Source organism: Sesame phyllody phytoplasma (assembly GCF_018390775.2).
Classification (GTDB): Bacteria; Bacillota_I; Bacilli_A; order Acholeplasmatales; family Acholeplasmataceae; genus Phytoplasma; species Phytoplasma australasiaticum.
Window position 1 is genome coordinate 1 of record NZ_JAHBAJ020000005.1, and the last position, 13,450, is coordinate 13,450.

10 protein-coding genes and 1 pseudogene are annotated in these 13,450 nt (G+C 25.3%); 9 read left to right on the top strand and 2 right to left on the bottom strand.

The window, feature by feature from the left end:
- Positions 1–355: 355 nt before the first annotated feature.
- The 9 genes and pseudogenes from proS (at position 356) to KHD59_RS00825 (ending at position 11,564) form a co-directional block, all read left to right on the top strand.
- On the top strand, positions 356–1,777 hold the full coding sequence (gene proS / locus KHD59_RS00785; RefSeq protein ID WP_213680330.1) for a proline--tRNA ligase: 1,422 nt from the start codon (positions 356–358) through the stop codon (positions 1,775–1,777).
- 227 nt (positions 1,778–2,004) lie between these two features.
- Positions 2,005–3,273: a hemolysin family protein gene (locus tag KHD59_RS00790; RefSeq protein ID WP_213680329.1), complete on the top strand. Its 1,269-nt coding sequence runs from the start codon at positions 2,005–2,007 to the stop codon at positions 3,271–3,273.
- Between the two features lie 110 nt (positions 3,274–3,383).
- Positions 3,384–6,140, top strand: a complete 2,757-nt coding sequence (locus KHD59_RS00795; RefSeq protein ID WP_213680328.1) for a cation-translocating P-type ATPase — start codon at positions 3,384–3,386, stop codon at positions 6,138–6,140.
- 711 nt (positions 6,141–6,851) lie between these two features.
- A pseudogene (locus KHD59_RS00800) lies at positions 6,852–7,503 on the top strand (reverse transcriptase domain-containing protein); the annotation flags it as partial.
- 73 nt (positions 7,504–7,576) lie between these two features.
- On the top strand, positions 7,577–8,173 hold the full coding sequence (locus tag KHD59_RS00805) for a signal peptidase I (protein WP_238120216.1): 597 nt from the start codon (positions 7,577–7,579) through the stop codon (positions 8,171–8,173).
- Between the two features lie 52 nt (positions 8,174–8,225).
- The gene (locus KHD59_RS00810; RefSeq protein ID WP_213680327.1) at positions 8,226–8,921 is read left to right on the top strand and encodes a uracil-DNA glycosylase; all 696 of its coding nucleotides are present in this window, start codon (positions 8,226–8,228) and stop codon (positions 8,919–8,921) included.
- Between the two features lie 714 nt (positions 8,922–9,635).
- Positions 9,636–10,076 (top strand): hypothetical protein, encoded by a 441-nt coding sequence (locus KHD59_RS00815; RefSeq protein WP_213680326.1) that lies wholly within the window; start codon positions 9,636–9,638, stop codon positions 10,074–10,076.
- Between the two features lie 709 nt (positions 10,077–10,785).
- Positions 10,786–11,061: a hypothetical protein gene (locus KHD59_RS00820; protein ID WP_213680325.1), complete on the top strand. Its 276-nt coding sequence runs from the start codon at positions 10,786–10,788 to the stop codon at positions 11,059–11,061.
- A gap of 83 nt (positions 11,062–11,144) precedes the next feature.
- Positions 11,145–11,564, top strand: coding sequence for an HIT family protein (locus KHD59_RS00825; RefSeq protein WP_213680324.1), 420 nt, complete (start codon positions 11,145–11,147; stop codon positions 11,562–11,564).
- Positions 11,565–11,711: 147 nt separating this feature from the next.
- On the opposite strand, the gene ruvB is transcribed toward KHD59_RS00825, so the two are convergent.
- Positions 11,712–12,713 (bottom strand): Holliday junction branch migration DNA helicase RuvB, encoded by a 1,002-nt coding sequence (gene ruvB, locus KHD59_RS00830; RefSeq protein WP_213680323.1) that lies wholly within the window; start codon positions 12,711–12,713, stop codon positions 11,712–11,714.
- Between the two features lie 8 nt (positions 12,714–12,721).
- Complete coding sequence (gene ruvA / locus KHD59_RS00835; protein ID WP_213680322.1) at positions 12,722–13,282, bottom strand: Holliday junction branch migration protein RuvA; 561 nt, start codon at positions 13,280–13,282, stop codon at positions 12,722–12,724.
- Positions 13,283–13,450 lie beyond the last annotated feature (168 nt).

The following is a 13,450-nucleotide window of genomic DNA, read 5'->3' on the forward strand; positions in this document are numbered from 1 at the left end:
TAAAAGAACTAAAGTACTGTGTAAGAATTGTCATCGAAAGGTAACAAATCAACAAATACAGGATATTAGGAAACAAGAACGATAAGAACAAATAACTAATCAACCGTGAGGGAAAATTAGTTCTCGAAAGAGAGTAAATTATGGAAAGCCGGATGCTTGGAAACTTGCTTGTCCGGTTTGGACGGGGGCTGATTGTAAATAAAACAGCAAAGATAAATCGCTGAATAAAACGCAATTAATCTATCCGTATTATTAAGATAATTTTAATTGTAAAAATATTTTTTAATAAATATTTATTATGTAATAATTGTAGTATTTTAAGGTTATTTTGTAAAAGGTTATAAGAAAAAATTATATGAAAAATAAATTAGTTAAAACGGTTCATTGTCGTGATATTAATTTTAGTCAATGGTATACAGACCTTTGTTTAAAAGCTAAATTAATTTCTTATTCTGATGTACCAGGTTTTTTTATTTATCTACCCAATGGTTACTTTTTGTGGGAAATGATACAAAAATTTTTAAATCATTATTTAAAAAAAAGTAATCATAGGAATGTTTATTTTCCATTACTTTTTTCTGAAAATTTATTTCAACTCGAAAAAGAACATATTCAAGGTTTTGCTCCTGAAACTCTTATTATCGATAATGTCGCTAATCAACCTTTATTGTCTAGATTAATTCTGCGTCCTACTTCAGAAGTAATTTTTGCCAAGTATTATTCGAGTGTTATTACTTCTTATAGAGATTTACCTAAATTATTTAATCAATGGTGCAGCGTAGTCCGTTGGGAAAAAAATACTAAACCTTTTTTAAGGAGTAAAGAATTTTTATGGCAAGAAGGGCATACAGTTCATGCTACTAAACAAGAAGCTCTTAAAGAAACTCTTTATATTTTAAATTTGTATAAAAAATTAGGTAAAGAATTATTAGCTATACCTTTTATTTCAGGCATCAAAACAGAAAAAGAAAAATTTAAAGGAGCTTTAATCACTTATGCTATTGAAACTTTAATGTATGACGGTCAATCTTTGCAAGCAGGTACTTCTCATTATTTAGGAACTAATTTTTCTAAAATTTTTAAGATTCAATTTCAAGATCAAAATTCTATTATGCAATTAGCACATCAAACATCTTGGGCTGTTTCGTCTAGATTAATAGGTGCCATTATTATGGTACATGGCGATGATGAAGGGTTAGTAATGCCACCTTATATTGCGCCTATACAGATAGTTATTATTCCTTTAAGATTAAATAATTCACTTTTATTAACAAAAGTTAATTTTTATTATAAACAATTGTTGAAAAAATATCGTACTAAATTAGATATACAAAATAAAAATGTTGGCTGGAAATTTAGTCATTATGAATTGCAAGGAGTTCCTTTGAGATTAGAAATAGGAGAACAAGAATTACAAAACGAACAAGTAACCATTTTTATTAGACACAGTCGAAAAAAAATTGTTATTAATGCTTCCGAATTGTTGTTAAATATCTCGAATTTGATTAAAAATATTCATAAAAACATGTTCGATAATGCTTTGCAACGTATGGAAAAAAATATTTATATTGCTAATAATTATGAAGAGTTTAAAATTTATTTATCTAAAAAGGGATATGTTAAGATGAGTGTTTTAGCTAACGAAGCGGAAGATATTATCAAAAAAGAAACAGGAGCAACAGCTAGAGTTATTTTAAAAGAAAAATTATTAAATAAAATTTGTCCTGTTACTAACAAAAAAGCAAATCAAACTATTTTATTTGCTAGAGCTTATTAAAAACATTGTAATTAAAATGAATTTATAATTTAACGATTTTACTTTTATTTGAATTTATGGTAAAATTATTAAAAGTTGTTCTTGATAAAAGAAGAAATTAAAAAAAAGGAGAATAAGGTAATTTAAACGTATATGGAAAATGATGATAAAAATAATTATTTAAAAAGTTTTATTTTTTATAACCCATATTTTATTACAGTTAAATGTGAAAGAGGTTATAGAATAAAATGAGTATAATTATTTTGACTATCATAGCATTAATTTTTATCAATGCTTTATTGTCAGCTATTGAAATTTCTTTAGTTTCTTTAAGTGAAAGCAAATTAGATCTTGAAATAGAAAAAGGTATTAAAAAAGCCGTAAAAATTAAAAAAATTAAATCTAAACCTACTCATTTTTTGTCTGTAATTCAAATAGTTATTCATATATTAACAGTTATCCAAGGTTATATGTTGCATCATGATTCTCATGGTGAAATTCAAATTTTATTAACTATTCTTTCTTTGGTTTTAGGGGATATTATTCCTAAGCGAATTGCTTTAATTTATCCTTTAAAAACTGCTTATTATTTGTTAGGTTTGTTTAATTTAGTTTGTTTTTTTATGAAACCTTTTGTTTGGTTGTTGCATCAAATAAGCAATCTCATTTTATATTGTTTAAGGATTGATCCGAATAAAACTCAAGATATTGTTTCAGAAGATGAATTACGTTTTTTATTAAGTGCTTCTTATAATCAAGGAGTTATTAATAGTAATGAAAACAATATGATACAAAATATTTTTGATTTCAATACCACTAAAGTTTCAGATATTATGCGTCATAGAAAAGAAATTGTAGCCATTCGTCATGATATTAGTATTAATGAATTGAGAGAATTTATTTTAAAAGAAAAATATACTCGATTTCCTGTTTATATGGAAAATTTAGATAAGATTTTAGGAATCGTTCATATTAAAGATCTTTTTAAAGTTTTATTAGTTACAAATGATCAACGTCCTTATAAGAATAATTATTCAAAGTTTAATATTAATCATTATTTAAGACGAGTTTTTTATATTACAGAATTTAAAAATATTAGCGAATTATTGAAAGAAATGCAGTCTAAACAAAAACATATGGCTATTGTAGTTGATGAATACGGAGGTACAGCTGGTATCGTAACTATTGAGGATGTTATTGAAGAAATTCTAGGCGAAATTCAGGATGAATATGATAAAAACGATTTCGAAATTGTAAAAATTTCCGATCAAGAATTTATTATAAAAGGTACTGCTCATCTGTGTGATATAGAAGAATATTTAAATGCTAATTTACCAGTAGATGATTATGATACTTTAAGTGGTTTTATGTTAGATAAATTGCGTAGAATGCCAGAAAGTAATGAAAAAATTCGAATAATGTATAATGATTGGATTTTTGATGGTTTATCTCATAACGGTTTAGTTATAACCAAAGTTAGAGTTACTAAATCTAATATTCCTAAACAAATAAAATGATTTTAATTTTTTTATATTGACAATAATTAAAATTTTTTTTATTAATTTTATTGTTTAAATTAATAATAATTATTAGGCATATTCCTTAGAAGGTTTGGTTTTCGTTATATATGAATTCTTTGTTTTATAATTCTGAAATATCATTATTAGTAGAAGAGTTACAAACTAATTTAAAAACAGGATTGACAGAACAACAAGTTCAATCTAGATTAATCGAACATGGTTTGAACACATTGTTCAAGCCCAAACCTAAGTCTTTAATAAAAAAATTTTTAAATCAATTGAATAATTTTTTTATATATATTTTATTAACATCAGCGTTTATTACTTTAATTATAGGTATTTTAAATCGTCATCAAGAAGAATTGTATGAAGGTATTTTAATTTTTTTAATTATATTAGGTAATGCTATTTTTGGTGTTTTTCATGAGTATCAAAAAGATAAATCTTTTGATATTATTACCCAAACTACTAAAATATATGTCAAAGTTTTACGAGAATCTAATATAAAATCTGTTGTTAGTGATCATTTAGTTCCAGGAGATATTATTTTTTTAGATAAAGGAGATATAGTTCCTGCTGATTTACTTCTATTAACTTCTAATAATTTACAAGTGGATGAAGCCATTTTAACAGGTGAATCAAATTCAGTTACTAAAAATACTAACGTTCAAATTATTGATTCAAATTTATTAAATAATAAAAATTTGTTATTTATGGATACTGTTATAATTAACGGAAATGCCCAAGCTGTAGTTATTAATACAGGAATGAGAACGCAAATAGGTCGTATTACTAAATTGTCTCAAACAGTTAAAAAAGAAAAAACAGTTTTAGAATTTTATTTACAAAAATTAACTAAAATTTTGAGTTTTATTATTTTTATTTTGATTTTTATAAATTTTCTTTTTAATATTTTAAAATATTATTTATTTTTCAATAGTTTGAATTGGAATATTATAAGTAGTTATTTATTATCTTCCATTGCTTTAATTGTGGCTGTTATTCCTGAAGGTTTATTAGCTATTATGACTATTATTTTTGCTTTTGGAGTAAAAAAAATTGCTAAATCCAATGCTATTGTTAAAAGTTTAAAAACATTAGAACGTTTGGGAGCTATTAATGTTATTTGTACAGATAAAACAGGAACACTTACTCAAAATAAATTATTAATTAAATTTTTATATGTTTATTCAAATCACTTTAATATTGATTATTCTAGTCAATTAATTCCTGATAATTTAATTTCTAATTATCAACAATTAATTCATTATGGTATTTTATGTAATAGTATTGCTCAACATGATAATGAAAAAAATATTTCTTGTTTTGATTTATTAGATTCTGTAGATCGTTCTTTTTTGGAATTAGCTAAATTTTTAAATATTGATATTAATGTATTACGAAAACAATATAAATTAATTAAAATGTTTCCTTTTGATGACGAGTTCAAATTAATGATTACTATATATAAAGATAAAAATAAATATTTTACTATTGTTAAAGGTGCTGGTGAAATTTTATTGGATTTATCATATTATATTTGTATTAATAATACAAAAAATAATGTTATTAAAAATGCAAAATATAAAGACGAATTTGAATTTCAATTAAATAAACAAGCTAAAATAGGTTATAAAATATTAGGAGTTGCTTATACAAATTTTTTTGATTCTCAGTTTTTATCTGATAATATTTCTGTTAAAGAAATTTTATATATTTTACGTCGAAATCTTATTTTAGTGGGATTAACAGGTATCGAAGATCCTTTAAAATTGGAAGTTTTCCAGTCTATTCAGGAATGTCATAACTCTAATATTCAAACTATTATGATTACAGGTGATAATCGTTATACAGCTATGAAAGTAGCTAATAAATTAAATATTTTAAATAAAAAAACAGATTTAGTAATCGATGGATCTGAATTAGATAAATTAGATGAAAAAAAATTATTACAAAATTTGACGAATATTAAAGTTTATGCTCGTACTATTCCGGAACATAAATTAAAAATTGTTCGAGCTTGGCAGAAATTAGGTTATGTAGTTGCTATGATTGGTGATGGTGTTAATGATGTTCCTAGTATCAAACAAGCTGATGTAGGATTGGCTATGGGTTTGAATGGTACTGAAATTACTAAACAAAGCGCTGATATTGTTTTGATGGATGATAATTTTAATACTATTGTAACATCTATTAAAGAAGGGCAAAATGTTTTCGTTAATATTCGTAAAAGTTTAATGTTTTTATTAAGTTGTAATATGGGAGAAATTTGTCTTATATTATTTAATAGTTTATTGGGATTTTTTTGTTTTCCTTTGGATTTTGTTATTTTAAATACTTTACAAATACTTTGGATTAATTTAGTTACTGATTCTTTAGTGGCTTTAGCTTTAGGTATGGAGCCGCCTGAGACTAATATGATAAATAATTCCATGGTTAAAAAAGACATTAATTTTTTAAATAAAGCGTCATTATATAAAATTTGTTTCGAAGGTTTGATGTTGGGCGTTATTGTTTTTGGTTCTGCTATTTTAGGATATTATATACATGATGTCGATAATGCTAAATATGCTCAAACTTTTGCTTTTATGGTTTTGGCTTTTTCACAATTATTTCATGCTTGGAATTTTAGAAGTTTATCACAATCTATTTTTTCTCTTAAAACAAAAAATCCGATTTTTATTATTTATTTTATAATAAGTTTTTTAGTGCAATTAATTATTTTATTTATTCCTATTTGCCAAAAATATTTTAATTTGGCTAAGTTATCGTTTTGGGATATTAATATAATTATGTTTTTGTCTTTTATCCCTATATTTATTATTGAATTGTATAAAAAATATTTGAAGTATAAATTGATTTAATATTTTTTGTATTTTTATTGTATTGGTTAAATTTTAATAATTTTTGCAAACATTTTAAAATTATTATTAATTATTTTTTTTAGTTTTTATTTATTTTTGGTATTTTTTGTTATTTTTGATGGGGCGCCAAAGATGCCTAAATTTCCTGCTATTTAACCAATTGCCAGGGCCGATAAACTCTGAAAAGATATAGTCGGTCAGGTTAACGAAAGAATGTCGGATCAAAGCAGACCATAAAAGCGGGTTGCGACGAAAGCGAATTAGTCAAGAAGATACCGCCACCGAATAATTCTATGGAGAAGCCTGAAATGGCCTAAGAAGGAAAATTGATGTAATAATGTGACTTGTTTCGAAAGTTGCTTAAACGGACAGTCCAGAGTCTACTAATATAACGTCAAGTATTGGGTAGTTTATCAGCACAGAAAACCTGGAATCAACTTCCAAAAGAGGAAACTTCCCCTAAAGAATTAAGGTAGAAATTTAGCGTAACTTGGAGAATCCTAAAACTAAGTAATTAAATTTACTAATCCGGAAATAAAAGTCTGGATGGTCAAGGATAAAGAATCTTTATAGTAGTCGTAAAGGTAAACCTAGATTTGGAATAATTTAGTTAATCATCTTACCGAGAAGAAAGCTAATCACTCTTATAGGGCGAAAGAAGAAAGTAATTTACTATTTATTCAATGGTATCGGGAAGGGAGTTGATAAATTATGTCAACAACGGTTTCACCAGAAACTAAACTTTTGCGAACATTGAATAGAATTCAATATTGTTCACCAAACGGTTACTCTTTAATAAGAGAACTCCAGCAAGGAATGAATAACTTTCGCAACACGTTAACAGCATTCAATAAAATCGTGGCTAACAAAGAGGCAGGTACACCCGGTATTGACAATGAAACCATTGATGGGATCAATCTTAAAAAACTAGAAAAATACCATCTGGAATACTTCAATAATGATTACCACCCGAAACCAGTTAAAAGGATATTCATTCCCAAAGATAATAAAAAAACCAGATCTTTGGTGTTACAGACCATCAAAAACTGGCTGATACAGAAATGTCTCGAACAACTTTTAACTCCTTATTTTGAGAAAATCTTCTCAGAATGGAGTTTTGGATTTAGAACCAAAAAATCTTGTAATGATGCCATCAAACGTGTCAAACAAAGATTTAAAGGAATTGATTACATTGTCAAAATTGACTTAAAAGGCTACTTTGATATCATCAATCATGAGTTCCTTATGAGAACCTTAAAACAGTTTATCAGAAAGAAATAAAACTCTCTCAACCATTAACAAATGGCTGAAAGCCGGTTTCATGAAAGATGGCATCAAATATGAATCCTTATCAGGTTCTCCCTAGGGAGGAATTATTTCCCCTTTGTTGGTGAATGTATATTTATAAAGAAATTTTTTCAGAATAATTTTAAAGAATGGGGCATAACGGTGATTTTATAATGGGCTTTATAAAATATAAAAGGTATTTTAGGTTAAGTATAATTAGAAATATTATTTATTATTTTTTTAATCTATTTTTATTTTTTTTAGTTATATTTTTATTATGTAATTTAATTTTAGATAAAGAAAATACTACTAAAATTTTTCGTTTTAATTTTTCTCGAGTATCTAGTGATAGCATGTTACCTAAAATGCGTGTTGATGATATAGTTTTTTTTACTTTATTAGATGAAGATAAATGTAAACTTTTAAAAACAAGTAATCCCGGAAAATTAGATGGAGATATAATTATATTCAAAGCAGATTCTTCTGAATTTGCTTATTTAAAAGATAGTTTTATTATTCATAGAGTAGTTTTTAATAATACTCAAGAAAAATATGTCACTACGAAGGGTGATAATAATTCTTTTGTTCAAAAATTTGAAGAAAAAATTCCTTATCATAATGTTTTTTATAAATATTCTTTTAAAATTCCTTATGAAATAACTTATATACTAATATGGAGTATGATTTTATTATTATTTTACTTTATTATTTTTGATGAATCTTCATCTAATGATAATTTAGTTTAAAACTTTAAGTTAGCTATTTTAGATTATTATTTTATTAAAAGGTTTATTATATATGGGTGATAATATTATTTTTCCTAATATAAATTGGGAATATATTCTCAAAAAAGAACAACAAAAAGAGTATTTTATTAAAATAAAAAAATTTTTAATAACTCAATATAAATTGGGTAAGAAAATTTTGCCACATCCAAAAAATCTTTTTAATGCTTTTAAGTGTACTCCTTGGGACAAAGTAAAAGTTGTTATTTTAGGTCAGGATCCTTATCCTGGACCTAATCAAGCTCACGGTTTAGCTTTTAGCACTTTATCTTCGGATACTCCTAAAAGTTTAAAGAATATTTTTATTGAGTTAAAAAATGATTTATCCATTAAAGCTTCTACGAATCAATTATTTTCTTGGGCTTATGAAGGGGTATTATTATTGAATACTATTTTAACTGTTGAAGAAGGTTTTTCTTTAAGTCATAAAAATATTGGTTGGCATATTTTTACTATTAATATATTTAATTATTTGTCTTTTAAAAAAAATATTGTTTATATTTTGTGGGGGAAACAAGCTCAAGATTATAAAAGTTATCTAAATATTAAAGATAATTTGATTATTGAAAGTAGTCATCCTTCACCACTTTCGGTTTATCGAGGTTTTTTTGGTTCTAAGCCATTTTCTCGTGCTAATGAATATTTAAAATATCATCAAAAAAAACCTATTAATTGGGATGTGCGCTTAAGAGGCTTAAATATTGTGTGATTTTACCAATAGCCAGAGAAGATAAATCCTGAAACGATACGGTCAGTAGGTCAAATTAAAGAATGACTAATTACAGCAGCAGATCATAAAAGCGGGTTGCGACGAAAGCAAATTAGTCAATATGACACCCGCCACTAAATAATTCTATGGAGAAGCCTGCAATGGCCTAAGAAGGAAAATTGAGGTAATCGTTGAACCTATTCCGGAAATTGCTAAAACGGACAGTCCAGAGTCTACTAATATAACGTCAAGTATTGGGTAGTTTATCAGCACATAAAACCTGTAATCAACTTCCAAAAGAGGATACTTCACCTAAAGAATTAAGGTAGAAATTTAGTGTAACTTGGAGAATCCGAAAACCAAGTAATTAAATTTATCTGTATCTACATTACTAGTAACAAGTGGCCGATAAACAATGAAAATGTCATCCTATCTCGGATATTTTATTAATGAAAAAAACCTGGAATCTTACAACTTTTCAAGAAATACAATATTACTTATTAGTAGTTACTTCGCTTAATAAATTAATTTAGATATTTGTTTGTAAGGTTTTATAGGGGAGTGTTTAGGAAGAATATATACAATTAAAAACTAATTTTGTTTTTTAAAAGTAAATAATCTATTTTTATCATAGGATTAAAAGGATCATTAATATTTTATAATTATTTGATTCATAACAATAAATTTAACCGAATAAAAGGAGTTTTTTAATTAATGAGAGAAAATTTTCAACATTATATCGATTGTGTTGGAGCTGATGAATCAGGTAAAGGCGATGTGTTCGGACCTATAGTAGTTGGTATAGTTTATATAAGAAATGAATTAGTAGATTTTTTATTGCGAAATAATGTTAAAGATTCAAAATTATTAAGTAAAAATGCTATTTTTAAAATAGCTCCTTTTTTAATGAAACATATTGATTATGATTTTGAAATTTTACAACCTTTTGATTATAATAATTTAATTAAGAAAAAATTCAATCTTAATCATATACTTGCTTGTCTATATAATAAATTAATTTTAAGATTTTGTAATAATTTAAAATTTTCATCTTCAGTGATTATCGATCAATTTGCTACTGAATCTTGTTATTTTAATTATTTAAAAATGGAATCGAATGTTTATCATTCTATTATGGGCGCCAAAGAGGCCTAAATATCGTGTGATTTAACCAATCACCAGTGCGATAAACACTGACAGGCTAAGAACGGTTCTTTAAAGGAAACAATAAAGAATTACAGCAGTTCTTAAAAGCGGGTTGCGATGAAGTAGTTAGTCAAGAAGATACCGCCACCGAATGATTTTAAGGATAAGCCTGAAAGGGCCTAAGAAGCTAAGAAGATGTAATTTGATAACCTGTCTCGTAAACTACTATAAACGAGCAGTCCAGAGACTATCAACCTAAAATAATTGGGCTGGATAGTTTATCAATTAAAAACCTGGAATCTCACCACCAAAATAATAGTGGTTACTTCACCTAAGGAATCAAGGTCGATATTTAGAGTAACTTGGAGAATCCTAAAGGTTAGTTATTAAATTAACTAATAATGAAATAAAAGTCATTAGGCCCAAGGATAAAGAGACTTTTTAGTAGTCGGAGGAGTAAAACTTAATTTGGAATAATTAAGTTAATCGCCCTCCCGAGATGAAGGTTAACAACCTTTATAGGGCGAAAGAAGTCAGTAATTTATTGTGCAATATCATAAAGTGCTACAGGACGATTATAATCAACAACTAACCAGTGGTGACATTAAGTTAGTCTTCGCAAGAAGATAAATTATGGCAAGCCGGATGCTTGGAAACTTGCTTGTCCGGTTTAGAGGGGGGCTGTTTGTAATAGATATCAAAAATACCAATTTTGATATTGAAACGCAAATATTCTATCTCTATATTTAAAACTAAAGCTGAATCTAAATTTTTATGTGTAGCTGCTGCTTCTATTATTGCTCGTTATTTATTCTTACAAGAGATAGAAAAATTAGGGAAAGATAATAATTTAAAATTAATTTTAGGAGCTTCTGATTTAGTCAATCAACAAATTAAATTAATTTATGAAAGATATGGTTTATCAATTTTTTATAAAATTGCTAAGATTAATTTTAAAAATATTAGTAAGAACAAATTGTTTCATTTATCTTAAATTTAAAATTGAATTTGATGGAGACTTTTTAAATCTATTATTTTAAATTAAAATTTTTATAAAAAAAAGGAAAAAATTTAAATATGCATAGTATTTTTTCTAAAATAGTTGATAAACAAATACCGAGTTATATTATTTATGAAGATGATTTGGTGATGGCTTTTTTAGATATTTCTCAAGTTACTCGTGGTCACACTTTGGTTATTACTAAAAAAGTTTATGCCGATATTCAAGATGTGCCACAAGATGTTTTTTTACATTTATTCAAAATAGTTTACCAAATTAGTCACGTATTGATTAAAGCTTTTAAAGCTTCTGGTTTAAATTTAATAAATAATAATGGAGCAGTGGCTGGGCAAACTGTTTTTCATTATCATGTTCATATAATTCCGCGTTTTTCTAAGGATGAAATATATGTCAAACTACTAGATAATTCTTCTTATTTAAAGGAACAAGATTATAAAACGATTTTAAAACAAATAATTGATTATAATTGTAATTAATTACAAAAAAATTAAAAAAATTTTTAATTTATTTAAGGAGTGGTTAATAATTTATTAAAAATATTCATAATTTTAATAATGATATTGAATATCTTTTACAACGAATTTATTTCAATTTGATTAACAAAATAAGATTATATTAAGAAATCATATTGATTTTCGATTTAATTTATTTAGTAATTTAATAGTTAAATTAGTTGCTATACGACCTTTTGGTGTTCTTCTTATATAGCCTTTTTGTATCAAATAAGGTTCATAAACTTCTTCTATAGTAAAAATTTCTTCTCCTAAAGTAGCGGCTAAATTTTTAATTCCTACAGGGCCACCATTAAATTTAAATACTAAATTATTTAAATAATTATAATCTGTTTCATTTAATCCATTTTCATCAATTTTTAATTTTTTTAATGTTTCTAGTGTTATTTGATGAGTAATTACTTTATTAGAATATATTTCTGCAAAATCACGCGTTCTACGAAACAAACGATTAGCTATTCTAGGTGTTCCTCGACTACGCTTTACTAATTCTGTTAATGCTTCTTCTTCTATATAGTTATTATAAACTTTAGCTGTTCTTTGCAGAATAGTTTTTAATTCTGATTCTTTATAATAATCTAATTTTAAAGTTAAACCAAATCGATCTCTTAGTGGAAAAGAGATATGTCCAAATTTGGTAGTTGCCCCTATTAAAGAAAAAGCTGATAATTTAATTCTAATAGTTCTCCTATCATAATCTTTACCAATAACAATATCTAAAGCATAATCTTCCATAGCAGAATATAGTATTTCTTCTACTGTTTTTGGTAATCGATGAATTTCGTCAATAAATAAAATCTCTCCCGTTTGTAAGCTACTTAAAATAGCAGATAAATCTCCAGCTTTTTCTAAAATAGCCCCATTAGTAATTTTAATATTTGTCTTTAATTCATTAGCGATAATACGTGCTAAAGTAGTTTTTCCTAAACCTGGAGGTCCATAGAATAAAAGATGATCTAAAGTTTCTTGTCGTTTACGTGAAGCTTGTATATAAATATTTAAAATATGTTTAATATCTTCTTGTCCTGCATATTCTTGTAATGTTTGAGGTCTTAATAAGGTATCTTCGTTTTTGTTTTTTGGGTCTTTTTTATTTTTTAATATTTTTTCCATTTGAATTCCTATTTTTTTAATAATAATTGTAAAGATTCTTTAATCATAAATTCAATATCTTTTTCTGTATTAATTTTATTAATAATAGTATTAATTTGTTTTATGTCAAAACCTAAATTTAATAAAGCATTTTGAACATCTTTTTGTTTAGGATTTAATATATAATTTGTTTTTTTATTTTTATTTTTAGTATTTAGGTACCAAATAATTTGTTGTGCTGTTTTATCACCGATGCCGGGAAATTGTTTTAAAAAATTTATATCATTGGTTTCAATAGCTATTTTAATTTCTGGAAATAATTCTGTTTGTGTAAGAGAAATAGCTATTTTGGGACCTATACCTGGAATAGCAATTATTTGTTTAAAAAAATTTAATAAGTTAACATCTGTAAAACCATATAAATAACGTATATTTTCTTTGATATATAGATAAGTAAATAATTTTACTTTTTGATTTATTTTGAATAAATAAGGGTTATAAAAACCTATTTCATAACCTATACCATTATTTTCAATAATTATGCTATTATTATTTATTAACTTAATTAAACCTGTAATATAGTAATACATATTTTTAATAATTATTTGCTCCTTTTGATCATTTTATTTATTTTTATTTAAAAATAATGATTAAATTTTAAATAATTTAAATTTTCTAAATTTGTTTAAAATATTAATTTTTTTATTTAAGTATTGATGATTTTCATATTTTTTGAAATTATATGATTAGAATGATAT

Bases quoted from the DNA above. Each gene is read 5' to 3' on its own strand.
- proS (WP_213680330.1), top strand. From the start codon at position 356: ATGAAAAATAAATTAGTTAAAACGGTTCATTGTCGTGATATTAATTTT.
- KHD59_RS00790 (WP_213680329.1), top strand. From the start codon at position 2,005: ATGAGTATAATTATTTTGACTATCATAGCATTAATTTTTATCAATGCT.
- KHD59_RS00795 (WP_213680328.1), top strand. From the start codon at position 3,384: ATGAATTCTTTGTTTTATAATTCTGAAATATCATTATTAGTAGAAGAG.
- KHD59_RS00805 (WP_238120216.1), top strand. From the start codon at position 7,577: ATGGGGCATAACGGTGATTTTATAATGGGCTTTATAAAATATAAAAGG.
- KHD59_RS00810 (WP_213680327.1), top strand. From the start codon at position 8,226: ATGGGTGATAATATTATTTTTCCTAATATAAATTGGGAATATATTCTC.
- KHD59_RS00815 (WP_213680326.1), top strand. From the start codon at position 9,636: ATGAGAGAAAATTTTCAACATTATATCGATTGTGTTGGAGCTGATGAA.
- KHD59_RS00825 (WP_213680324.1), top strand. From the start codon at position 11,145: ATGCATAGTATTTTTTCTAAAATAGTTGATAAACAAATACCGAGTTAT.
- ruvB (WP_213680323.1), bottom strand. From the start codon at position 12,713: ATGGAAAAAATATTAAAAAATAAAAAAGACCCAAAAAACAAAAACGAA.
- ruvA (WP_213680322.1), bottom strand. From the start codon at position 13,282: ATGTATTACTATATTACAGGTTTAATTAAGTTAATAAATAATAATAGC.